Source organism: Protaetiibacter mangrovi (assembly GCF_024752305.1).
Taxonomy (GTDB): domain Bacteria; phylum Actinomycetota; class Actinomycetes; order Actinomycetales; family Microbacteriaceae; genus Homoserinibacter; species Homoserinibacter mangrovi.
Genome location: NZ_JANTHX010000005.1, coordinates 530,199 through 551,861 on the forward strand (window position 1 = coordinate 530,199; position 21,663 = coordinate 551,861).

19 protein-coding genes and 1 tRNA gene are annotated in these 21,663 nt (G+C 72.2%); 9 read left to right on the forward strand and 11 right to left on the reverse strand.

The window, feature by feature from the left end:
• Positions 1 to 63 precede the first annotated feature (63 nt).
• Positions 64 to 1,629, forward strand: coding sequence for a ribosome biogenesis GTPase Der (gene der / locus NUH29_RS07430; RefSeq protein ID WP_258798395.1), 1,566 nt, complete (start codon positions 64 to 66; stop codon positions 1,627 to 1,629).
• 133 nt (positions 1,630 to 1,762) lie between these two features.
• Here der and NUH29_RS07435 read toward each other — a convergent pair whose 3' ends face one another.
• On the reverse strand, positions 1,763 to 3,232 hold the full coding sequence (locus tag NUH29_RS07435) for an MDR family MFS transporter (protein WP_258798396.1): 1,470 nt from the start codon (positions 3,230 to 3,232) through the stop codon (positions 1,763 to 1,765).
• A gap of 68 nt (positions 3,233 to 3,300) precedes the next feature.
• Between NUH29_RS07435 and NUH29_RS07440 the strand changes: the two genes are divergently transcribed.
• Positions 3,301 to 3,882, forward strand: coding sequence for a TetR/AcrR family transcriptional regulator (locus NUH29_RS07440; RefSeq protein ID WP_258798397.1), 582 nt, complete (start codon positions 3,301 to 3,303; stop codon positions 3,880 to 3,882).
• 17 nt (positions 3,883 to 3,899) lie between these two features.
• On the opposite strand, the gene NUH29_RS07445 is transcribed toward NUH29_RS07440, so the two are convergent.
• Positions 3,900 to 6,248 carry a CotH kinase family protein gene (locus NUH29_RS07445; RefSeq protein WP_258798398.1) on the reverse strand — a complete coding sequence of 783 codons (2,349 nt, stop codon included), beginning with the start codon at positions 6,246 to 6,248 and terminating at the stop codon, positions 3,900 to 3,902.
• A gap of 10 nt (positions 6,249 to 6,258) precedes the next feature.
• Positions 6,259 to 7,212, reverse strand: a complete 954-nt coding sequence (locus NUH29_RS07450; RefSeq protein ID WP_258798399.1) for a phosphodiester glycosidase family protein — start codon at positions 7,210 to 7,212, stop codon at positions 6,259 to 6,261.
• A gap of 106 nt (positions 7,213 to 7,318) precedes the next feature.
• On the opposite strand from NUH29_RS07450, the gene NUH29_RS07455 reads away from it, so the two are divergent.
• Positions 7,319 to 8,272 (forward strand): L-lactate dehydrogenase, encoded by a 954-nt coding sequence (locus NUH29_RS07455; protein WP_258798400.1) that lies wholly within the window; start codon positions 7,319 to 7,321, stop codon positions 8,270 to 8,272.
• On the opposite strand, the gene NUH29_RS07460 is transcribed toward NUH29_RS07455, so the two are convergent.
• From NUH29_RS07460 to NUH29_RS07470, 3 genes are read right to left on the reverse strand one after another with little or no spacing between them, the layout of a single operon-like run.
• Positions 8,225 to 10,108 (reverse strand): heavy metal translocating P-type ATPase, encoded by a 1,884-nt coding sequence (locus NUH29_RS07460; protein ID WP_258798401.1) that lies wholly within the window; start codon positions 10,106 to 10,108, stop codon positions 8,225 to 8,227. The two genes, NUH29_RS07455 and NUH29_RS07460, sit on opposite strands and share 48 nt — an antisense overlap.
• Positions 10,109 to 10,123: 15 nt before the next feature.
• On the reverse strand, positions 10,124 to 10,696 hold the full coding sequence (locus NUH29_RS07465; protein ID WP_258798402.1) for an HhH-GPD-type base excision DNA repair protein: 573 nt from the start codon (positions 10,694 to 10,696) through the stop codon (positions 10,124 to 10,126).
• Positions 10,697 to 10,706: 10 nt separating this feature from the next.
• Positions 10,707 to 13,067, reverse strand: a complete 2,361-nt coding sequence (locus tag NUH29_RS07470; protein ID WP_258798403.1) for an ATP-binding cassette domain-containing protein — start codon at positions 13,065 to 13,067, stop codon at positions 10,707 to 10,709.
• 134 nt (positions 13,068 to 13,201) lie between these two features.
• On the opposite strand from NUH29_RS07470, the gene NUH29_RS07475 reads away from it, so the two are divergent.
• From NUH29_RS07475 to NUH29_RS07490, 4 genes are read left to right on the forward strand one after another with little or no spacing between them, the layout of a single operon-like run.
• The gene (locus NUH29_RS07475) at positions 13,202 to 14,320 is read left to right on the forward strand and encodes an ABC transporter substrate-binding protein (RefSeq protein ID WP_258798404.1); all 1,119 of its coding nucleotides are present in this window, start codon (positions 13,202 to 13,204) and stop codon (positions 14,318 to 14,320) included.
• A 1-nt stretch (position 14,321) separates the two neighbouring features.
• Positions 14,322 to 15,149 carry an ABC transporter ATP-binding protein gene (locus NUH29_RS07480; RefSeq protein ID WP_258798406.1) on the forward strand — a complete coding sequence of 276 codons (828 nt, stop codon included), beginning with the start codon at positions 14,322 to 14,324 and terminating at the stop codon, positions 15,147 to 15,149.
• Positions 15,150 to 15,180: 31 nt separating this feature from the next.
• Positions 15,181 to 15,972, forward strand: a complete 792-nt coding sequence (locus tag NUH29_RS07485; protein WP_258798407.1) for an ABC transporter permease — start codon at positions 15,181 to 15,183, stop codon at positions 15,970 to 15,972.
• Entirely contained in the window at positions 15,969 to 16,877 is a 909-nt protein-coding gene (locus NUH29_RS07490; RefSeq protein ID WP_258798408.1) for an ABC transporter permease, read from the forward strand. The genes NUH29_RS07485 and NUH29_RS07490 overlap by 4 nt, the downstream gene beginning before the upstream one ends.
• Positions 16,878 to 17,105: 228 nt before the next feature.
• On the opposite strand, the gene NUH29_RS07495 is transcribed toward NUH29_RS07490, so the two are convergent.
• The 3 genes from NUH29_RS07495 to NUH29_RS07505 all read right to left on the reverse strand — a co-directional run bounded on the left by NUH29_RS07495 (position 17,106) and on the right by NUH29_RS07505 (position 19,347).
• Positions 17,106 to 18,353 carry an HNH endonuclease signature motif containing protein gene (locus NUH29_RS07495; RefSeq protein ID WP_258798409.1) on the reverse strand — a complete coding sequence of 416 codons (1,248 nt, stop codon included), beginning with the start codon at positions 18,351 to 18,353 and terminating at the stop codon, positions 17,106 to 17,108.
• 106 nt (positions 18,354 to 18,459) lie between these two features.
• Positions 18,460 to 18,984 carry an adenine phosphoribosyltransferase gene (locus NUH29_RS07500; RefSeq protein ID WP_258798410.1) on the reverse strand — a complete coding sequence of 175 codons (525 nt, stop codon included), beginning with the start codon at positions 18,982 to 18,984 and terminating at the stop codon, positions 18,460 to 18,462.
• A gap of 9 nt (positions 18,985 to 18,993) precedes the next feature.
• Positions 18,994 to 19,347 carry a hypothetical protein gene (locus NUH29_RS07505; RefSeq protein ID WP_258798411.1) on the reverse strand — a complete coding sequence of 118 codons (354 nt, stop codon included), beginning with the start codon at positions 19,345 to 19,347 and terminating at the stop codon, positions 18,994 to 18,996.
• 114 nt (positions 19,348 to 19,461) lie between these two features.
• Between NUH29_RS07505 and NUH29_RS07510 the strand changes: the two genes are divergently transcribed.
• Positions 19,462 to 19,989, forward strand: a complete 528-nt coding sequence (locus NUH29_RS07510; protein ID WP_258798412.1) for an SRPBCC domain-containing protein — start codon at positions 19,462 to 19,464, stop codon at positions 19,987 to 19,989.
• A gap of 33 nt (positions 19,990 to 20,022) precedes the next feature.
• Positions 20,023 to 20,096: transfer RNA gene (locus NUH29_RS07515), tRNA-Pro, on the forward strand.
• Positions 20,097 to 20,277: 181 nt separating this feature from the next.
• On the opposite strand, the gene NUH29_RS07520 is transcribed toward NUH29_RS07515, so the two are convergent.
• Both NUH29_RS07520 and NUH29_RS07525 read right to left on the reverse strand, forming a co-directional pair.
• A complete protein-coding gene (locus tag NUH29_RS07520; protein ID WP_308445756.1) occupies positions 20,278 to 20,511 on the reverse strand; it encodes a DUF4328 domain-containing protein in 234 nt (77 codons plus the stop codon).
• A 66-nt stretch (positions 20,512 to 20,577) separates the two neighbouring features.
• Positions 20,578 to 21,507: a hypothetical protein gene (locus tag NUH29_RS07525; protein WP_258798413.1), complete on the reverse strand. Its 930-nt coding sequence runs from the start codon at positions 21,505 to 21,507 to the stop codon at positions 20,578 to 20,580.
• Positions 21,508 to 21,663 lie beyond the last annotated feature (156 nt).

Consider the following 21,663-nt stretch of genomic DNA (forward strand, 5'->3'; position numbering starts at 1 on the left):
TGCTCCTGGCAGAATGGAAAGCCGTGCGTGGCAACGAACTTCGCGCCTTGAAGGAGAACCAGCATGTCAACTGATGTCCCGCACGAACCTGACGCCCCCCTCGAGGCGGAGTTCGCCGCCGACAACACCGACTCGGACTATGCGGGCGAGGTCGACCCCGGCCTCGCCGACCGCCTGGCCGAGCTCGACGACGAGGTGGCCGAGCAGCGCGCCGCCTCGCTGCGCGCCGGCCTCTCCGACTACGAGCTCGACGAGGACGACCTCGACGTGCTCGAGGCCGCCGAGGCGGGACCCGACGGCATCACCTACCTGCCCGCGCTCCCCGTGCTGGCGATCGTCGGCCGCCCGAACGTGGGCAAGTCGGCGCTCGTGAACCGGATCCTCGGTCGCCGCGAGGCGGTCGTCGAGGACGTGCCGGGCGTCACGCGCGACCGCGTCTCGTACAAGTCCGAGTGGCTCGGTCGCCGCTTCACCGTGGTCGACACGGGGGGCTGGGAGCCGGATGCCGCGGGCATCAACGCCTCGGTCGCCGCCCAGGCGGAGGTCGCCGTCGACCTCGCCGACGCCGTGCTGTTCGTCGTCGACATCAACGTCGGCGCGACCGCGACCGACGAGCACGTCGTGCGGATGCTGCGCAACGCGAAGAAGCCCGTGATCCTGGTCGCGAACAAGGCCGACGACGCCATCAAGGACCCGCAGGCCGCCGAGCTGTGGAGCCTGGGCCTCGGCGAGCCGTGGCCCGTGTCCGCGCTGCACGGCCGCGGGGTCGCGGATCTGCTCGACCACGTGATGACGGTGCTGCCCCCGGTCTCCGCGGTCGCCAAGCAGGAGATCGGCGGGCCGCGCCGCGTGGCGATCCTCGGGCGCCCGAACGTCGGCAAGAGCTCGCTGCTCAACAAGGCCGCCGGCGAGGAGCGCGTCGTCGTGAACGAGCTCGCCGGCACGACCCGCGACCCGGTCGACGAGCAGATCGAGCTCGGCGGCCGCATCTGGACCTTCGTCGACACCGCCGGCATCCGCAAGCGCGTGCACCTCCAGCAGGGCGCGGACTTCTACGCCTCGCTGCGCACCGCCGCGGCCCTCGAGAAGGCCGAGGTGGCCGTCGTGGTGCTCGACGTCACCGAGCCGATCAGCGTGCAGGATCTGCGCATCATCGACCTGGTGCTCGAGTCGGGGCGGGCGCTCGTGCTCGCCTACAACAAGTGGGATCTGCTCGACGACGACCGCCGGCGGTACCTCGAGCGCGAGATCGAGCAGGACCTCGCGCACGTGACGTGGGCGCCGCGCGTGAACATCTCGGCGCGCACCGGCCGGCACCTCGAGAAGCTCGTGCCCGCGCTCGAGACCGCCCTCGAGAGCTGGGACACCCGCATCCCCACCGGCAAGTTCAATGCGCTGCTCGCCGAGCTCACCGCGGAGCACCCGCACCCGGTGCGCGGCGGCAAGCAGCCCCGCATCCTGTTCGGCACCCAGGCGTCGACGCGTCCGCCGACGTTCGTGCTGTTCACGACCGGATTCCTCGACCCGCAGTACCGCCGCTTCATCCAGCGCCGGCTGCGCGAGGTGTACGGCTTCGAGGGCACCCCGATCGTGGTCAATATGCGCGTGAGGGAGAAGCGGAAGCGCTGAACGCGCTTCCGCTTCCGGGAGGGCCATTTCTGGCCCTCCCGCCTCACGCGCCGCGGCCGTCCCGGCCGCGGTCCGCCACGGAGGCGCGCAGCGGCGAGGGCGGTGAGGGAGAAGCGGAAGCGCTGAACGCGCGCTAGGCGGCCAGCTCGCCCTCGGCCACCTCGGCGTCGGCGATGCTCGGCACCGGTCGCTCGCGCCCGGGGAGCAGCAGGCTCGCGAGCAGGGCGAGCACGGCGACGCCCGTGGCGACCCAGAACGCGGCGTGGAAGGCATCCGCGGCGCCCGTGGTGTCGGTGACCCCGTCGAGCAGGGTCGTCAGCACGACGGCGAGGATGGCGGTGCCGAAGGCCCCGCCGACCTGCTGCGCGATGCGGGTGATCATGGTGACCTGCGGGATCTCGTCGTGGGCGAGCCCGGTCATCGAGACGGTCATGAGGGGGATCAGCACCGTCCCGAGCCCGAGGCCCCGCACCACGAGCACGGCCGAGAGCCACACGTTCGAGGTGCCGGCGTCGGCGAGGGCGAAGGGGATCGTGCCGAGCGCCATGAGCGCGAATCCGATCATGGTGAGCGCGCGTGCGCCGATCCGCTCGAGCAGCACCCCCGCGATCGGGCGTGCTGCGAGCGAACCCACCCCCTGGGGGATGAGCAGCAGGGCCGCCGTCAGCACGGTCTCGCCGCGCAGGGTCTGCCAGTAGAGCGGCAGCAGCAGCATGGCGCCGTAGAGCGCCGCCCCGGAGAGCCACATGACGGTGGACGCGCTCGCGACCGTGCGGCGGCCGAGCATGCGCAGCTGCACGAGCGCCCTCTCGCGTCGGGCGAGCGACCAGAAGACGAACGCGACCGCGAGGGCGATGCCGACGAGCAGCGGCACCAGCACCTCGGCGCTGCCGACGCCGTCGCCGGTCTCGATGTCGGAGAGGCCGAGCAGGATGAGGGCGAGGCCGGGCGCGAGCAGCATCAGCCCCACGATGTCGAGCTTCGGGCGGGTGATGCGGCTGCTGTCGTCGGGCAGCAGCCACGCGGCGAGCGCGATGCCGACGATCACGATCGGCACGTTCACGAGGAACAGCCACTGCCAGCTGAGGTCGTTCAGGATGAGGCCACCGACGACGGGTCCGAGGATGGGACCGAGGGCGATCGGCACCGTGACGACGGCCATCATCCGACCCATGCCCCGGGTGCGCCCGCCGGCCGCCTGTACGGCCAGCGATTGCATGAGCGGGAACATGATTCCGCCGCCGAGTCCTTGGAGGACGCGGAAGACGATGAGGCTGGGGGCGTCCCAGGCGAGCGAGCAGAGCACCGATCCGAGCAGGAACAGGGCCAGGGCGGCGATCCACAGACGCTTGCCGCCCACGCGGGCCTGAGCCCATCCGGTGAGCGGGATGGCGACGGCGAGGGCGAGCAGGTACGCGGTCGAGACCCACTGGATCGTCGAGACCGGCACGTCGAATTGCCGGGCGAGGGTGTCGATGGCGATGGCCACGATCGTGGAGTCGAGGATGGCGGCGAATCCGCCGATGATGAGCACCCAGACGGTCCGCAGCACGGCGCGCGGGATGCGGGTGTCGGAGGGGACGGGTGCGGGGGAGTCGGTCATGGGGTCCGTTCCAAATAAGAGACGTTAGTGTCTCTTGTGAAGATACGCCGAGGCGATAAGATACGCAAGTGACTCTTGAAAAGGCGACCCGACGCCGCGGCGCGGAACTCGAAGACGCCATCCTCGACGCCGTCTGGGACGAGATCGCCGAGAAGGGCTACGGCGGTCTCACCTACGAGGCCGTGGCCACGCGCGCCCGCACCAGCCGCGCCGTGCTGTATCGGCGGTGGCCGAGCCGCGAGGAGCTCGTGCTCGCCGCCATCCGCCGCCTCGGCGAGCGCACCCCCACGATCTCGCCCGACACCGGCAGCCTGCGGGAGGACATGCTCGAGCTGCTCCGGTACTCCAACGCCAATCGGCTCGGCACCTGGGTCGTGCTGAGCGTGCAGCTCGCCGGGTTCTACGCCGAGACGGGCATCACGCCCGCCGAGCTGCGGTCGCAGCTGCTCGGCGAGCGGCCGAGCCTCGTGCCGCTCATCGTCGCGCGCGCGGTCGCGCGCGGCGAGGCGCGCGCCGATCTCACCGATCGCGCCATGCGCTCCGCCTTCGACCTGTTCCGCTCCGAGGCGATCATGCGACTCGGTCCCGTGCCGGACGAGGAGATCGTCGCGATCGTCGACGAGGTGTTCCTGCCGCTCGTGCGCCCCTGATCGCGGGAGGATCCGGATCAGGCGATCCCGAGTGCGGTGCGGACGGCATCCGCCTCGCGTGAGACGACGTCCGACGACACCAGGTCCTCCGCCTGGGTGTCGAGGGTCTGCTGCCAGGCGTCGACGAGGGATGCGGCGGTCCCGTCGTCGAGGAGTCGAGCGGTCAGCGTCGTGGTGGCCTCGGCGTACAGCTCGGCGAACGCGGGGACCGCGAGGAATCGCTCCTTCAGCAGGCTCTCGCCGCCGCCACCGCCGCCACCGCCACCGCCGCGCGCGGGGCCGGCACCCGGTCGGTCGCCGCCGCCCGCGGGCCCGCCGCCGCCCGGGCTCTGGCCGAACGCGAGGTTGAGATCCCAGTTCACGACCGTCGCGACGCCCGTGGCGTCGTCGACGAAGAGGTACCAGTTGTTGCCGGGACCGTCGATGTCGTCGGTGTTCTGCACGAGCTCCTGGAACGCCAGATAGTCGGCGAAGGCCTGCACGTCGAGGTGATCGGGCAGCGCGGCGGCGAAGGTCTCGTCGTCGGACTCGTCGACGAACTGCAGGAAGGCGATGAGCGCCGACAGCTCGTCGTCGCCGCCCTCCTGATCCCAGGAGTCCGCGTAGGCCCCGGGGTCGGTGCCGTGGTAGTCCTCGTCCCCGCCGCTCTCCGCCTTGTAGAGCTGCCCGGCGGTGCCGAACTCCTCGTCGGCCCACGCGCCGGTGGGGTTCTCGACGACCAGGCGCAGCGCCGCCTGCTCGTCGCCGACGCGGAACCGCGCGGCGACCGCGTTCTCGGCGGCGAGACCGGATGCGCGCAGCAGACCCAGCGCGACCGCCTCGTTGAGCGAGGTCTCCGAGCTGTTCCCCCGGATCACCAGCTCGGTCTCGCCCTGGTACGACTGCCCGTCGACGAACTCGTCGAGGCGCAGGATCCACGGCACCTCCGCGAGCGGGGTCTCGGCCGAGACCGTGCGCAGCGAGGAGTTGCCCTTGAGCTTGATGCCGACGTCGTCGAGGGTCGTCCCGTCGATGGTCACCGTCACCGACCCCCAGTCCTTCTCGCCGCTCGCGAGGAACGTCGCGACGAGATCCTCGAGCACCGTGTCGTCGTCCTCGACGCGGATGTCGTGCACGAGCGAGGTGTCCCTCCACGCGTCCCCGGTCGCAGCCTCCGCGGAATCGGACCCCGCGGAATCGGACCCGGAGGATCCGGCCCCCGCGGCGACCGAGCAGCCCGCGAGCAGCAGCACCGACGCCCCCGCCGCGGCGGCACCGGCGACCCGACGCCCGGCGCGGACACGCGGCGGCGCCGGGGCGGGTGCCGCGGGTGCGCGCGAGGCGCGGCGGGCGAACACCAGCATCCGCTGGATGCCGAAGGAGGCCGCGAACAACGCCACCTCCACGGCGACCTTGGCCGCGAGCAGGGGCGCACCGGCGTCGGTCATCGCGGCGAGGACGAGGTAGTTCACGGCGAGGACCACCGCGGCGAGCGCGGCGTACCGCACGGCCTGACCGCCGAGCGACCCCGCGCGGGCGCGGAACACGAAGCGACGGTTGAGGGCGAAGTTCGCGGATGCGCTCACGAGGCGCGCCGACACCACCGCGGCGAGCAGCGGGGCCCCGAGCAGCACGAGGCCCTGCAGCAGCACGACGTCGATCACGAACCCGGCGAGGGAGGCGCCGAGGTACCGCGCCATCGGGCGCATCACCCGCAGCGAGTCGACGAGCGGCCGGAAGTGGCTCGACGCGTTGCGCTCGAGGTACACCGTCTGCACCGGCACCTCCACGACCGGCACGCCGCCCCCGCGGCAGGCGAGCAGCACCTCGAGCTCGTAGGCGAACCGCTCGCCCGGCACCTCGAGCGCCCAGGGGATGCGCTCGGCGGGGATGCCGCGCAGGCCGGTCTGGGTGTCGCGCACCCGGTAGCCCGCCGCCATCCCGAACAGCGCGCTCGAGACCGCGTTGCCGAACCGGCTCCGCGCGGGCGTTCCCGGCCCGAAGGCGCGGGTGCCGAGCACGAGCGGACGACCCCCGTCCGTCGACACCCCATCCGTCGACGTCTGCTCGGCCAGCCGGTCGGCGACGCGCAGGATGTCGACCGCCGTGTGCTGGCCGTCGCTGTCGGCCGTCACGACGTCGCGGCCCGGGTGGTGCGCGAGCGCATGCCGCAGTCCGGTGCGCAGGGCGGCCGCCTTGCCCCGGTTGCGCGGATGGACGAGCACCTCGGCGCCCAGCACCTGCACCGCGTCGAACACGGCCCGGTAAGAGGCGCCCGAGCCGTCGTCGACCAGGAGCACCGTCAGCCCCGGGTCCATGCGCCGCAGCTGGGCCACGAGCGGGACGAGGCGGTCGCCCGGCTCGTAGGCGGGGATCAGCACGATCATCCGGGTCACCTCATCCCGCGACGTAGAGGATGTCCGAGGTGCCGCGCTCGCCGCCGTTCGAGGGCGAGTTGATCACCTCGCCGCCGAAGTACATGGTCGAGCTGCCGCCGCCGTCGAGGTTGTAGGCGGTGGTCGCGCCGAGCGAGATCATGATGTCGGCGAGGTCGGTCAGGGTGACCCCCGCGCTGTAGCCGGCCTGCCGCCCGTCGACGACGACGAACACCAGGTGGTTCTCGTCGATCACCCCGACCGCGGTGCGCGGCTGGGTGCCCTGGATGGAGTGGTTGCCGAAGTTCGTGTCGACCTCCGCCGTGTCGATGCCGGCGGCGACCTCACCGTCCTCGACGAGGGCGGGGCCGAACGAGAGCGTGTTCCAGACCCCGGCGTCGAGCAGCTCCTGCGCGGTGGTCTGCGTCTCGTCGTAGACCTCGACGCGGCCGTCGGAGTAGAACGCGAGCCCCTCCCGCGCCCCCGCGTCGCGGTAGATCACGCCGTTGCGGATCTCGATGCCCGTGTCGCGGAACCCGTAGTAGTCGCCGTTGATCGCGAACACCGCGCCGTGCGCCTCGGCGATCGCGGAGGTGGTCTGGGTGATGTTGGTGCCGAAGGAGTCGTCGGCGAACGCGGAACGCAGCACCGTCGCGTCGCCGAGCGTCACGTCGGCCATGTAGTAGGTGACGGTGTCGTCGCCCGAGCCCGTGGTCACCGTCGACACCGTGATGCTCGCGTCGTCGCTCGTGTAGCCGTCGGAGGTGAGGGTCCCGCCCTCGTCGGAGACGGTCTGCGCCGTCCCCGCCTGCTGCTCGAGCGCCGAGACGTCGGAGACGGCGACGTGCGGGATGAGGTAGCGGTCGGCGGCCCACCAGGCGCCGCCGCCGAGGACGAGCGCCGTGGTCGCGCCGATCGCGACGAGTGCGCGCCCCCGTCGCCGGGAGCGTCGCGGGGTTCCGGATGCGTCGGTCATGCCACGAGGATGGGCGCCGTGCGTGGGGCGTTCGTCGGTGGCGCCTTGGTCGCGGCTGGGACTTCCGGCCTGTCGCGCCGGCGGCGCCGTGCGCCAGGATCGGGGCATGGCCGTCATCGAGAACGCGAAGCTGACCGTGATCGGGGCGGGTGCCGTGGGCACCTCGCTCGCCTACGCCGCCCTGATCCGCGAGTCGGCGCGCGAGGTCGCGCTCTACGACATCGACACGGCGCGCGTCGAGGCCGAGGTGCTCGACCTCGCCCACGGGACGCCCTTCACCGGGTCGTCCAGCATCCGCGGCGGCTCCGACCTCGGCGTCGTCGACGGGTCGAACGTGGTCGTCATCACGGCGGGCGCCAAGCAGAAGCCCGGCCAGACCCGGCTCGAGCTGGCGGGCGTGAACGTGGGCATCATCCGCGAGCTCATGCCTCGGCTCGTCGAGCGGGCGCCGAACGCCGTGTTCGTGGTGGTCTCGAACCCCTGCGACGTGCTCGCCGTCGCGGCCCACCGCTTCTCGGGTCTCCCCGCCTCGCGCGTCTTCGCCTCCGGCACGGTGCTTGACTCCTCGCGGCTGCGCTGGCTGCTGGCGAGTCGGCTCGGGGTCGCGGCGTCGAGCACCCACGCGATGATCATCGGCGAGCACGGGGACTCGGAGTTCCCGCTGTGGTCCCAGGCGCGCATCGGACCGGTTCCGCTCGACCACTGGGATGCCGGCCACGGGCCGCTCGACCGCGAGGAGCTCGACCGGATCGCGGACGAGGTCAAGAACGCCGCCTACACCGTCATCGCGGGGAAGGGCGCGACGAACTACGCGATCGGGCTCTCCGGGGCCCGCATCGTCGAGGCGATCCTGCGCGACGAGGGCGCGGTGCTTCCCGTGTCGAGCGTGCTCGACGGCTACCACGGCGTGAGCGGCGTCGCGCTCTCCGTGCCGAGCGTCGTCGACGCCGGCGGGGTGCGCCGCGTGATCGACGTGCCGTTCGACGACGAGGAGCAGCAGCGGTTCGCCGCGTCAGCCGCGACGATCGAGCGCTCGCTCGCCGAGCTCGGCATCCGCTGATCCGGTCCGCTCGCGCCGGGGGCCGAGGGCGCGCAGGGCGGCGAGGATCGTGATGAGGTCGACGACCTCCTGCAGCAGCGCGCCGAGCGTGGCAGGGATCACCCCGAAGCTCGCCACCACCATGAGCCCGATCGACACGGCGATGCCGACCCAGATGCTCTGCAGCGCCACCGCGACCGTCCGTCGTCCGATCTCGACGGCGTCCGCGACCCGCCCGATGTCGTCGACGAGCACGACGACGTCGGCAGACTCGCTCGCCGCGGTGGCGCCCTTCGCGCCCATCGCGACGCCCACCTCGGCGGAGGCGAGCACCGGGGCGTCGTTGACCCCGTCGCCCACCATGATGACGGGGCGCTCGGCGATACCCCGCACCGTGGACACCTTGTCGGCCGGGAGGCATTCCGCGCGCACCTCGGCGATGCCGACCTCGGCGGCCACGTGCTCGGCGGTCTCCCGGGCGTCGCCGGTCAGCATGAGCGTGCGCCGCACCCCGAGGGCCGCGAGCCGCTCGAGCGTCCGCCGCGCGTTCGCGCGGACGGTGTCGCGGGCGAGGATCGCCCCCGCGTACCTCCCGTCGACGGCGGCGTAGATCGCCAGCTCACCCGGGGCGATGCGGGTGCGCACGGCATCCGGCGCGTGCGCCGCCACGAACGCGAACTTGCCGAGCACGACCGCGCGCCCGTCGAGGGTCGCCTCCACCCCGTCGGTCGCCACCTCGCGGGCGTCCTCGGCCTCGCGGAGGGTGAGACCGCGGGCCGTGGCCGAGCGGATGAGCGAGGCCGCGAGAACGTGCGAGGAGTACTGCTCGGCGCTCGCCACGACGGTGAGGAGCTCGTCCGCATCCGCGCCGGATGCCGTGCGCACCTCGGTGATCTCCGGGGCGCCGTGGGTGAGGGTGCCCGTCTTGTCGAACACGGCGGTCCGCGCCGCCGCGAGCTGCTCGAGCACGCTGCCGCCCTTGACGATGAGACCGCCGCGGGCGGCCCGGCTCATGCCCCCGACGAAGGCGACGGGCGCCGCGATCAACAGCGGGCAGGGGGTCGCGAGCACGAGCACCTCGGCGAACCGCGCCGGATCCGCCGACACGGCCCAGGCGACGCCGGCGAGCGCGAGCGAGAAGGCGGTGAACGGCACGGCGAAGCGATCGGCGAGCCGCACCACCGGCGCGCGGCTCGCGGCCGCCTCCGAGACCAGAGCCACGATCTGCTGGTACTGGCTGGCGGCGGCGGTCGCCGTCGCCCGGAGCTCCACCGCCTCCGGACCGTTCACGGAGCCGGAGAGCAGCAGCTCGCCGCGGACCTTCTCGACCGGCACGCTCTCTCCGGTGAGCGAGGACTCGTCGACGGAGGCGTGCGCCGCGAGCAGCGTGCCGTCGACCGGCACGACCTCGGCGGGGCGGATCAGCAGCACCTCGCCGATCGCCACCTCGTCGACGGGTACCTCCTCGAAACGGTCGCCGCGCTGCACGTGGGCGCTGTGGGGTGCACGGGCGAGCAGCGCGTCGAGCTCGTGCTTCGCCCGCCGGTTCGCGAAGTCCTCGAGGGCCTCGCCGCCCATCAGCATCAGCACCACGACGAGGGCGGCCACGAACTCGCCGACCACCACCGTGGCGACGATCGCCATGATCGCCAGCACGTCGAGCCCGAACTCGCGCCGCAGCAGGCGGCGCACCATCACGACCGCCTGCCAGAGCGCGATCGCGAGCGCATAGGCGCTGAACAGGTACTGCACCGCCGCGCCCGCGCCCGCCAGGGCCAGCACACCGCCGATCCCGCCGATCACGAGGGTCAGCGTGACCGCCCAGTAGCGGCGGGCCGCCCGGAGGACGGCGCGCATCGCGGTCGGCACCTTTCAGGCTTTCGCGGCGGCCTTCATGGCCTTCTTGTGTGCGCGGACGGTGAGCAGCGAGTCGTGGTCGACGATGTCGGCCACCGAACGGAAGGAACCCGGCTCGGCGTAGTCGCCTGCTGCCTGCTGCCAGCCCTCCGCCTCGAGCTCGTACTGCTTGCCGAGCAGGGCGAGGAAGATGCGGGCCTTCTGCTCGCCGAAGCCCGGCAGCGCCTTCAGTCGCGTCAGGATCTCCCGGCCGTCGGGGTCGCCGTCGGTCCAGATCGCGGCGGCGTCGCCGTGCCAGTCGGTGACGACCGTGCGGCAGAGGGTCTGCACACGGGCGGCCATCGACCCGGGGAAGCGGTGGATCGCGGGCGGTTCCTTGAAGAGCTCGGCGAGCGCCTCGGGGTCGGCGCCGGCGATCGTCTGCGCGTCGAGAGCGCCGCCCATCCGCACGCGCAGCTTCTCAGGACCGGCGAACGCCGTCTCCATCGGCACCTGCTGGTCGAGCAGCATCCCGATCAGCAGCGCGAGCGGGCTCTCCGACAGCAGGCGGTCGGCATCCGGTTCCCCGGTCAGGTGAAGCGTGGGCATGCCCCCATGGTCACACCGATGCCACGTAGCGCGCCAGGTGCTGTGCCGTCAGGGTCGAGCCGTCGGCGATGAGCGCGCCGGGCGTTCCCTCGAACACCACGCGGCCCCCGTCATGGCCGGCACCCGGCCCGATGTCGATGATCCAGTCGGCGTGCGCCATGACGGCCTGGTGGTGCTCGATCACGACGACCGACTTGCCGGCGTCGACGAGGCGGTCGAGCAGACCGAGCAGCTGATCGACGTCGGCCAGGTGCAGCCCGGTCGTCGGCTCGTCGAGCACGTAGACGCCTCCGTCCTCCGCCATGTTGACGGCGAGCTTGAGCCGCTGCCGCTCACCGCCGGACAGGGTGGTCAGCGGCTGCCCGATGCCGAGGTAGCCGAGCCCCACGTCGACGAGCCGCTGCAGCACCGCCTGCGCCGCCGGCAGCCGGGCCTCGCCCTCGGAGAAGAAGGCGAGGGCCTCGGCGACGGGCATCGCGAGCACCTCGCTGATGTCGCGCCCGCCGAGCCGGTACTCGAGCACCGACGAGTCGAAACGGCGGCCGCCGCACACCTCGCAGGGCGACTCCACCCCGGCCATCACCCCGAGGTCGAGGTAGATCACGCCCGCGCCGTTGCAGTTCGGGCAGGCGCCCTCCGAGTTGGCGCTGAACAGCGCCGGCTTCACCCCGTTCGCCTTGGCGAACGCCTTGCGGATGGGCTCCAGCAGCCCGGTGTAGGTGGCGGGGTTGCTGCGCCGCGAGCCGCGGATGGCACCCTGGTCGACCGAGACGACGCCGTCGCGGTTCGCGATCGAGCCGTGGATGAGCGAGCTCTTGCCCGAGCCGGCGACGCCCGTGACGACGACGAGCACGCCGAGCGGCACGTCGACGTCGACCTCCCGCAGGTTGTGGGTGGTCGCGCCGCGGATCTCGAGTGCGCCGCGCGGCGTGCGCACCGACTGCTTGAGGCTCGCGCGGTCGTCGAGGTGGCGGCCGGTGAGCGTGTCGGCGGCGCGGAGCTCGTCGACGGTGCCCTCGAACACGATCCGCCCGCCCTCCGAACCCGCGCGCGGCCCGAGATCGACCACATGGTCGGCGATCGCGATCGCCTCCGGCTTGTGCTCGACCACGAGCACCGTGTTGCCCTTGTCGCGCAGCTGCTGCAGCAGCTCGTTCATGCGCTGGATGTCGTGCGGGTGCAGGCCGATGGTGGGCTCGTCGAAGACGTAGGTGACGTCGGTGAGCGACGACCCGAGATGCCGGATCATCTTGGTGCGCTGCGCCTCGCCGCCCGAGAGGGTGCCCGAGGCGCGGTCGAGCGACAGATAGCCGAGCCCGATGTCGACGAACGAGTCGAGCAGCTGCCGCAGGCTCGCGAGCAGGGGAGCGGCGCCCGCGTCGCCGAGCCCGCGCACCCAGGCGGCCAGGTCGCTGATCTGCATCGCGCACGCATCGGCGATCGAGACGCCCTCGATCTTCGAGGCCCGCGCACCCTCGTTGAGCCGCGTGCCCCCGCAGTCGGGGCAGGGTCGGAAGGTGACGGCCCGCTCGACGAAGGCGCGGATGTGCGGCTGCATCGCATCCGGATCCTTCGACAGCATCGACTTCTGGATGCGCGGCACGAGGCCCTCGTAGGTGATGTTGATGCCGCTGATCTTGACCTTCGTGGGCTCCTTGTAGAGCAGCTCGTGCAGCTGCTTCTCGCTGAACTCGCGGATCGGCACATCGGCCGGCACGAACCCCGACTCGGAGTACATGCGGGTGCCCCAACCGTCGGCCGTGTAGCCGGGGACCGTGATCGCACCCTCCACGAGCGAGCGCTCCGCGTCGTAGAGCTGGGAGAGGTCGATGTCGTTGACCGTCCCCATGCCCTCGCAGCGCGGGCACATGCCGCCGAGCTGCGCGAAGTCGCGCACGACCTTCTTCACGCCCTCGCCCTTCTCGATCGTGATCGCGCCGCCGCCGTGCACGGTCGGGATGTTGAAGGAGAAGGCCTGCGGGGAGCCGATGTGGGGCTGCCCGAGCCGGCTGAACAGGATGCGCAGCAGGGCGTTCGCGTCGGTCACCGTGCCGACGGTGGACCGCGAGTTCGCGCCCAGGCGCTCCTGGTCGACGATGATCGCCGTCGTCAGCCCCTCGAGGCGGTCGACGTCGGGGCGGGCGAGGCTCGGCATGAAGCCCTGCACGAACGCCGGGTAGGTCTCGTTGATCATGCGCTGCGACTCGGCCGCGATCGTGCCGAACACGAGAGAGCTCTTGCCGGAGCCCGACACCCCGGTGAACACCGTGAGCCGCCGCTTCGGCAGGTCGAGGCTCACGTCGCGCAGGTTGTTCTCGCGCGCGCCGCGCACCCGGATGAGGTCGTGACGATCGGCCGGAGTCTCGGTCATGCATCGACGGTAGCGCCCACGGGCGACGCGCGTAACGTCCCGGAAACACGGCGGGACGGATGGCGAAATCTGGCGTCGATAGCGTCGGTCCCATCACACTCCACCCCTCTGCATCCGAAGGGATCCGCATCCGCATGGCACCCACCGCGCACCCCGCGCATCGCATCGCCCGCCGCGTCACCGCGGCCGTCGCCGCCTCCGCCGCGGCCGTCCTCGTCCTCGCCGCCTGCGCCTCGGGCGACAGCACCGACACCGGCTCCGACGGCGCCTCCGCCTCCTACGGCGAGATCAGCGTCCAGTACTCGTGGATCAAGAACGAGGAGTTCGCGGGCGAGTTCTACGCCTACGAGAACGGCTACTACGACGAGGCCGGCTTCGACGACGTGATCGGCGTCTCGGGACCCGACACCGGTGTGGCGAAGCTCCTCTCTGGCACCGTGCAGGTCGCCCTGTCGGACGCGGCGTCGATCGGCGCGGCGATCGCCGAGCAGGACGCCCCGCTCAAGATCATCGGCGCGACCTTCCAGAAGAACCCCTTCACGATCCTGTCGCTGACCGACGGCGCCGACATCCAGACCCCCGAGGACCTCATCGGCAAGAAGATCGGCGTGCAGGACTCCAACGCGAGCGTCTTCGCGGCCATCCTCGCGGCGAACGGCATCTCGCCCGACCAGGTGACCGTGGTGCCGGTCGACTTCGACCCGACCCCGCTCATGAACGGAGAGGTCGACGGGTTCATGGCGTACCTGACGAACGAGGCGCTCACCGTGCAGCTCGCGGGCTACGACATCACCAACCTGCCCTATGCCGAGAACGGCGTGCCCTACGTCGCCGAGACCTACTCCGTGACCGACCAGTACCTCGCCGAGAACAAGGACCTCCTGAAGGCGTTCCTGATCGCCGAGATCAAGGGCTGGACCGACGTGTTCCAGAACTCCACCGAGGACACGGTCGACCTGATCACGAGCTACTACGACAAGGCGGCGTCCGAGAACGCCGACGGGCTGGAGGCCGTCTTCGGCGCCCTCGACCCGACCAAGACGGGCATGGGCCTCGAGGCCGAGAAGGAGCTGATCTCGACCCCCGACACGGAGGCGAACGGCCTGTTCACGATCACCGACGAGCTCAAGAAGCAGACGGTCGCCTCGCTCGCGGCCGCCGGCTGGGACGTCTCGGTGGACGATCTCTTCGACACCACCCTCATCGACGAGATCTACGCCGAGCACCCCGAGCTGAAGGCGTACCTTCCGTAGCATGACGATCTCCGCAACACCGGATGCCGGTGCCCGGGTCACCCCGGGCACCGGCATCCAGATCACGGGTCTCAGCAAGGCGTTCGACGCCGGGCGCGGTCGCACGGTGCAGGCGCTGCAGGACACCGAGCTGCACACCGAGCAGGGCTCGTTCCTGGCACTTCTCGGGCCGTCCGGCTGCGGCAAGTCGACCATCCTGCGCATCCTCGCCGACCTCGAGGAGCCGACGACCGGCGAGGTGCGCGTCGACGGCAAGACGCCGCACGAGCTGCGCCGGGCGAGCGAGCTCGGGATCGCCTTCCAGGACCACGCCCTGCTGCCGTGGCGCAGCGTGCGGGCCAACATCAAGCTGCCGTTCGAGGTCGCGGGCCGCACGGCCGACGAGGCCTACATCGACGAGCTCATCGCGCTCGTCGGCTTGACGGGTTTCGAGAAGGCCAAGCCGGCGCAGCTCTCCGGCGGTATGCGCCAGCGCGTGTCGATCGCGCGCGCTCTCGCCCTCAAGCCCTCGGTGCTGCTGCTCGACGAGCCGTTCGGCGCCCTCGACGACATGACGCGCCAGAACCTCAACCTCGAGCTGCTGCGCATCTGGACCGAGAAGCCCGCGACGACCCTGCTCGTGACGCACGGCATCTCGGAGGCGATCTTCCTCTCCGACCGGGTCGCCGTGATGTCGCCGCGTCCGGGCCGGGTGAAGGAGATCATCGAGGTCGACCTGCCGAGGCCCCGCACGCCCGACATGATGCGCAGCCCGGAGTTCCACGCCCTCGTCGACCGCGCCTCCGAGCTGCTGTTCGGTTCCGACGGGCACGCCGAAGCGGAGTCCTGAGGTGGCGGGCTCGAGTTCTCGTCGCCGCGGGATGCCGGGCTGGGCCGCCGGGATCATCGGCGCGGTCGTGATCGTCGGTGCCTGGTGGCTCATGTCGGCGACGATCTTCACGCCGCCGCCCGGCACCGACTTCACCCCCGTCCCCAGCCCGTTCGCCGTGGTGGCGCAGCTGGTCGCCGACGGCCCCGCCGCGTACTGGGAGGTCTTCAAGGTCACCATCACCGAGGCCCTGCTCGGCTTCGCCTGGGGCAACGGCCTCGCGCTGCTGCTCGCGGCGACGGTGCTGCTGCTGCCGCGGATCGAACCCGTCGTCACGCAGATCGCGGTCGTCTCCTACTGCCTGCCGGTGGTCGCCGTCGGCGGCATCGCGATCGTCGTGCTGGGCGGGGCGAAGAGCCCGGGCGACCCCTCGAAGACCGCGATCTTCCTCGCCGCCCTCGCCGTGTTCTTCACCACCGTGGTGGGTGCCCTCGCCGGCTTCCGGGCCGCCGATCGGGCCAGTCTCGACGTCGTGCGCGTCTTCGGCGGCGGACGCTGGACGCAGCTCACCAAGGTGCGCCTCATCGCGGCGACACCCGCCATCCTGAACGCGCTGCAGATCGCCGTGCCGAGCGCCTTCCTCGGCGCCGTGCTCGGCGAGTACATGGGGGCGACCGACCGCAGCGTCGGCATCACGCTCATCCGGTTGCAGGGCAATCTCGACTCGACGCGCGTCTGGGCCGTGTTCCTGCTGTGCGCGCTCGTGGCGCTCGTCGGCTACGCGCTCGTCGGGCTGATCGCACGGCTCGTGACGCCCTGGGTGGCGGGGAGGGCGACCTCGTGACGCTCGCCCAGTTCGACGCGCTGACCTCGCCCGATCCGGCGGAGGCGGATGCCGCGATCCGCCGGCGGGTGCGGCGCGACCGCGGGCGTGCGCTCGCCAAATCGGTGGCGCGTGCGCTCGGCAACGCCCTCCTGACGATCGTGATCGTGCTGCTGCTGTGGCAGGCGGTCGTGAGCCTCACCGGCATCTCCCCGTACGTCGCCAAGGGGCCGCTCGACGTGTGGGACTTCCTGTTCGTCGACCAGCCCGGCGTCGACCCCGACAAGTCGGCGGCGGCCCATCGCGCCGCGCTCATGCCCCTGCTCGCGCAGACGCTGCAGGATGCGGCGCTCGGCTGGGTGGTCGGCATGGCGGTCGCCATCGTGCTCGCCGTGCTGTTCTCGCTCTCGCGTGCCGTCGAGGCGGGCGTCATGCCGCTCGCCCTCGTGCTGCGCACCGTGCCGCTCGTGTCGATCGCGCCCGTCATCATCCTGCTGACCGGCCGCGGCACCACGGCATCCGTCGCCGTCATCGGCTCGATCGTGGTGCTGTTCCCGGCGCTCGCCTCGGTCATGTTCGGTCTCTCGCGCGCCAACAGGGAGAGCCTCGACCTGGTCGCCGTCTACGGCGGCACCCGGCTGACGCAGCTGCGCAAGGTGTCGATCCCGGGGGCGCTGCCGTCGCTGTTCGTCGCGGCGCGCGTATCGGTGCCCGGCGCGGTGACCGGTGCACTGCTCGCGGAGTGGCTCTCCACCGGAACCGGCATCGGCGGCATGATCCAGAAGTTCTCCGCCTCCGCCCGCTTCGACGAGCTGTGGGCGTCGGTGGCCCTCATCACGATCGTCACGCTGCTGCTCTACAACCTCGTGCAGCTCGTCGAGAACATCGTGCTGGCGCGCATGGGCATGGCGTCGACCCTGAGCTGACGGGGGTCGCCCTCGACGCTCCGGCGGACGCGCGATCGGGTTGCGCGACGCATGCCCCCGCGTGTCGCCTTCGGCGACGCGCTCCCGCCAGTCCCGATGCCAGCGTCGCGCAACCCGATCCCGCGCCCGCCTTCGCTCGTGTGTCCACCCGCAGCACCGTCGAGGTGGTCGAGGAGCGCCGCCCGCAGGGCGACGCGTCTCGAGACCCCCGCACCTTCGCGCCACGCGTCAGGCGGCGGGGTGCGTCGTGTACTCGCGGCCGAGGTAGCTGGTCCAGGTGAGGGCGCCGCCGCGCGTCTGGCGCACCCGCCAACCGCCGTGGTGTTTGAGGGTGTGATGCCCACGCGACAGGTGTGCGAGGTTGTCGTGATCGGTCGGCCCGTCGTACGCCCAGTCGTGCGTGTGGTCGATGTCGGACCGTGAGGCGCAGGTGCGGCACATAGGGAAGCGGCAGGTCTCGTCGCGGAGGCGGAGCCATCGTCGCAGCGGCTCCGGGATGCGGTAGCTCGTGCGGGACAGGGAGAGGTGGGCGCCCGTCTCGGGGTCGGTGAGGAGCCGGAACAGGGTGGGCGCGTGGGAGGCGAGCCCGCGCGCGGTCGCGGGATCGACGGGGCCGACGCCGTCGAGGTGCCCGGGCTCCGTACCGCCGAGCAGAGTGCCCACCGGCACCGTCACGATGACGGTGGGAACGATGCCGGCGAACGGCCCGAACTCGGCGGACTGCACCTGCGCCATCGCCTCCGGGTCGGCACCGAGCTCCTCCAGCTGCGTGCGCGAGAGCCCGAGCACGGTGTCGCGCTCGAGCAGCGCGTCGACCATCAGGTCGACCCGCAACTGGGTGACGGTGCGGGGGTCGCCGTCCGCGTGGGTGCGTGCCGCGGCGGCGGTGGCGCGATTCCAGATCGCCGATGCTTCGACGGCCCCGACGTACAGCGTCAGATACGCCATGCCGTCGCGAGCCGGGTCGAGGGCGACGGTGCGCTCCAGGTGCGCGTCGCGCCTCCGCTCGCTCATGGTCTCGGGGTGACGCTTCTCGCGGAGGCGCCGCACCCGAGCTCGGAACTGCGACACCGTGGTGATCGCGGCGGTGCCGAGTGCGACGCGCTCGATGGCCGCCCGATCCTCGGACGCCAGCCCGGCGGTCTCGTCGACGAGCACCTGCGCGTGGCGGTAGGAGAAGCGGCCCTCAGCCAACGCCTCCAGGGTCGCGGGCAGCTCGTGGACGAGCATCCGCGCCTCGCCCAGCAGCGACTCGACGGCGCGCTCCGGAGTGCGGAGGGCGCAGGCGAGCTCGGCGCGCTCGGCCCGGTCTCGCATCGCCCGCGCCTCGGGCGCATACGCCGCCTGGAACGCCTCCTCGAAGTCGAGCAGCGCCGTAGCGCGCTCCGCCGCCAGGGCGTCGATGCGTGCCTGGATGTCGACGACGCGATCGAGCGCGGCGTCCGCTGCGGCGATCGGATCGGTCGGGTTCTCCATGCGTCCAGACCACACGGGGGCACCGACATCCGAACCTCCGAACGGCTCGTTTCACTCGTCCGGAGGGGGCTTCGGACGCCATCGTTACCGTTTCGTGATGTCAGCCCTATGCCCGCTGCAGCGCCAGCACCTCGTGCGGCGCGAGCCGCTCCCGGCCGCCGAGCCCGTCGAGCTCGAGCACGACGGCGGTGCCGGCGAGCGCCCACCCGGCGCGCTCGATGAGCCGGTGCGACGCGGCGAGCGTGCCGCCCGTGGCGAGCACGTCGTCGACGAGCAGCACCCGGGTGCCCGCGGGCAGCTGGTCGACGTGCACCTGCAGCGCCGCCTCGCCGTACTCGAGCGCGTAGCTCTCGGTGAGCGTCGCCCCGGGCAGCTTGCCGGCCTTGCGCACGAGCAGCAGGCCGTGGCCCGAGCGTGCCGCGGAGGCTGCCGCGAGAGCGAACCCGCGCGCCTCGACGCCCGCCACGACGTCGTAGGCGCCCGCGAACGGCGCGACCAGCGCATCCGCGATCGAGGCGAGCGCCGCGGCATCCGCGAACACGGGCGTCAGGTCGCGGAACAGGATGCCCGGCTCCGGGAAGTCGGGGATCACGCGGGTGAGCGCGTCGAGGTGCGCGGTGGCGTCGGTCACCCGGCCAGGCTACGCGCGGCGTGTGGCGGCGGTGTTACGCGCGTCGGCGGGGAGCCGCCGCGGCCCGTGGCTCGCGAGGAAGCGACGGTGGGCGGCCATGGCGGCGGCGCGCAGGCTGCGGAAGTACCCGATCAGCTCCCGATCGCCGGAGTCCTCCGCCCAGGTGACGGCCCGGTAGCCGCGTTCGCCGCCGAGCTCCAGCAGCCGGATCACCCCGTACGGGCGCCCGTCGGGTGCCGTCATCGTCCAGGTGCCCACCGGCTGCTCGACGGCGGCGAGCAGCGGATGCCACTCGCCGCGGTATCCGGCCCGCGCACGTTCTGCGGCGTCGAGCCCGTCGCGGGGGTCGGCGTTGACGGCCATGCAGTGCCTCTCATCTCGAGCGGCCGGCCCCGCGCTGCCGAGGGTACCCCCGGGCGCCGACCGCGCCCCCGGGAATGCAGGGTTCGCCGTCTGCTGTTGCACAGGGGGAGCGCCATGACCGAGACGACCGCATCCGCCCACGCGCGCCACGAGACGATCGCGCTGAGCCGCGTCCTCGCGGCGGATCCCGCCGACGTCTACCTCGCCTTCGCCGACGTCGCGCTGCGACGTCGCTGGGTGCGGATGCCGGGCCGCACCGTCGAGGTCGCCCACGACTTCCGCGCCGGAGGGGGAGAACGTCTCGAGGCGGTGTTCACCCATCCGGATGGCCGCGAGGAGCGGTTGCTCTCGACGATGCGCTACCTCGCGCTCGAGCCCGGGCATCGTCTCGTCTACGGCTACGACTCCACGGTCGACGGCGTCGTGCGCTGGACGGCGCTCGTGACGATCGAGTTGACTCCCGACGGCGTCGGCGGCACCCGCCTCGACTGGACCGAGCAGGTGGCGTTACTCGTCGCGTCGGGCGACGGATCCGCCGACCTGCCGCATCTGCGCGGCGCGATCGCCCTGCGCCTCAACGGGCTCGCGATGGTGCTCTCCGACGGACCGTCGCTGGCGTCGGCGACCCCCGGGACACGGTAAGGTAGGTAGCCGTGCCGGTGACGGCACGAGCCACGGGCTGTGGCGCAGCTTGGTAGCGCACTTGACTGGGGGTCAAGGGGTCGCAGGTTCAAATCCTGTCAGCCCGACGTCATGCGAAAGGGTCGTCCGAAGGACGGCCCTTTCGCATTATCTCGAGCCGACGAGAACTGCACCTGCGAGCAGGTGGGCCCACGCCGCCGCGGGGCCCCGGGCGCGGCGTAGCCGCGTCTGGGGGAGGCGGTGGGGACGAATCCTGTCAGCCCGAGACGTCGACGGCAGGGGTCGCCGTCACGCGTGGGCGCCGCTCGTCTGCGCCGCGTCGCGCTGCAACCGATCGATGGTGCGGACGACGCCGATCGCCAGCACCGCAGCGGCGAGGTTGAGTGCGTCGACGAGCACCAAGGCCGCCGACGCGGCGATCAGGGCGTCGAGGGTGGTCGCCGATGCGGAGAGTCGCGCGACGAGACCGCCTGCGATGCTGGAGCTGATCCACAGCGCCCACCACCACGAGAGCAGCGGGATCCCGCCGGTGGCGGCACTCTATCCGCTCGCCGTCGCCATGCGGCGCAGCCGCGCAGCTGCGCCGTCTCAGCTGGCGAGCGAGTCCCGCAGCAGGGTCGCCTGCTGGAGGAGGCGCGCGGCCACCTCGATGCGTTCGTCGGTGTCGATCGGCGACGCCGACCATCCGATGCCGCGCAGGCGATCCGTGGTGGCGTACGACTCGCCCCACACGAAGACGTCGGGGAAGACCTCGACGGCCATGATGGTGCTCCCGCCGCCGCTCAGGCGATGGGTCACGCGCATCGCGGCAGCCGCGTGGGGGGCCGCCGTCGCCCGGGATCCGGGGGTGATCGCGGGGGGCTCGGTCGGCGCGGGGAGGGCCGCCAGCGCCTCCTCCGTCACGGGCACGGCGACCGGGTGCGTCGGCGTGGCGGGTGCCTGGGCCGCGACCGCGGCGCGCGCCGCAGCCGCCCTCTCGGCGGCGCGGCGGGCGTTCTCGAGGGCGGCGGCGGCCTCCACCTCGGCCTGGGCGGCCTCGGCCTCCGCGGCCGCCAGCGCGGCGCGTTCGGCGGCCTCCGCGGCACGCGCCTTCGCCTCGGCGAGACTGCCCGGCATCCCCGAGAAGTCGGACGACAGCTCTCCCGCATGGCTCGGAGCGACGACGGGCGGTGCCCACGCCGCGGGTGCCGGCGCAGCGAGTTCACCCACCCGTTCGCCGGTGATCGGGGTCTTCGCCAGCAGCCCGCGGCGCCGGGTGCCGCCGAACGCGTACGGCCCGTGCAGCGAGATCTCGTACGTGTAGTGGGCGTTCCCCCGTGAGGAGCCGGCCGAGAGCAGCTCGAAGCGGATCGCGGCGCCGTCGAACTCGACCCGCGCCGCGGTGCCCGCGCCGTCCGGGTCGGTGTCGACCACGACGACCCGTCCGTCGCGCTCGAGGAACGCGATGCGTCCGAGGGATGTCTTCTTGGTGCGATCGATCTGGGAGATGTCCCATTCGCCGAGGATGTCGCGGATCATGTGGAGCCCTCTCGAGGATGGTGGGGGCGGAGCCGTCTGCCACCAGCAAAGAGGTCGAATGTCTCGCGCGCGTTACGGGGGTGTCACCGAGCGGGAAATTCCCGCTCGGCGGCGTGGGCCGCGATCCGCATCGCGATCCGTTGCACGATGGCGGGG

Excerpts from the sequence above, each read along its gene's own strand:
- der (WP_258798395.1), top strand. The coding sequence starts at position 64 with ATGTCAACTGATGTCCCGCACGAACCTGACGCCCCCCTCGAGGCGGAG.
- NUH29_RS07435 (WP_258798396.1), bottom strand. The coding sequence starts at position 3,232 with ATGACCGACTCCCCCGCACCCGTCCCCTCCGACACCCGCATCCCGCGC.
- NUH29_RS07445 (WP_258798398.1), bottom strand. The coding sequence starts at position 6,248 with ATGATCGTGCTGATCCCCGCCTACGAGCCGGGCGACCGCCTCGTCCCG.
- NUH29_RS07450 (WP_258798399.1), bottom strand. The coding sequence starts at position 7,212 with ATGACCGACGCATCCGGAACCCCGCGACGCTCCCGGCGACGGGGGCGC.
- NUH29_RS07455 (WP_258798400.1), top strand. The coding sequence starts at position 7,319 with ATGGCCGTCATCGAGAACGCGAAGCTGACCGTGATCGGGGCGGGTGCC.
- NUH29_RS07460 (WP_258798401.1), bottom strand. The coding sequence starts at position 10,108 with ATGCGCGCCGTCCTCCGGGCGGCCCGCCGCTACTGGGCGGTCACGCTG.
- NUH29_RS07465 (WP_258798402.1), bottom strand. The coding sequence starts at position 10,696 with ATGCCCACGCTTCACCTGACCGGGGAACCGGATGCCGACCGCCTGCTG.
- NUH29_RS07470 (WP_258798403.1), bottom strand. The coding sequence starts at position 13,067 with ATGACCGAGACTCCGGCCGATCGTCACGACCTCATCCGGGTGCGCGGC.
- NUH29_RS07475 (WP_258798404.1), top strand. The coding sequence starts at position 13,202 with ATGGCACCCACCGCGCACCCCGCGCATCGCATCGCCCGCCGCGTCACC.
- NUH29_RS07480 (WP_258798406.1), top strand. The coding sequence starts at position 14,322 with ATGACGATCTCCGCAACACCGGATGCCGGTGCCCGGGTCACCCCGGGC.
- NUH29_RS07485 (WP_258798407.1), top strand. The coding sequence starts at position 15,181 with ATGCCGGGCTGGGCCGCCGGGATCATCGGCGCGGTCGTGATCGTCGGT.
- NUH29_RS07495 (WP_258798409.1), bottom strand. The coding sequence starts at position 18,353 with ATGGAGAACCCGACCGATCCGATCGCCGCAGCGGACGCCGCGCTCGAT.
- NUH29_RS07505 (WP_258798411.1), bottom strand. The coding sequence starts at position 19,347 with ATGGCCGTCAACGCCGACCCCCGCGACGGGCTCGACGCCGCAGAACGT.
- NUH29_RS07510 (WP_258798412.1), top strand. The coding sequence starts at position 19,462 with ATGACCGAGACGACCGCATCCGCCCACGCGCGCCACGAGACGATCGCG.
- NUH29_RS07525 (WP_258798413.1), bottom strand. The coding sequence starts at position 21,507 with ATGATCCGCGACATCCTCGGCGAATGGGACATCTCCCAGATCGATCGC.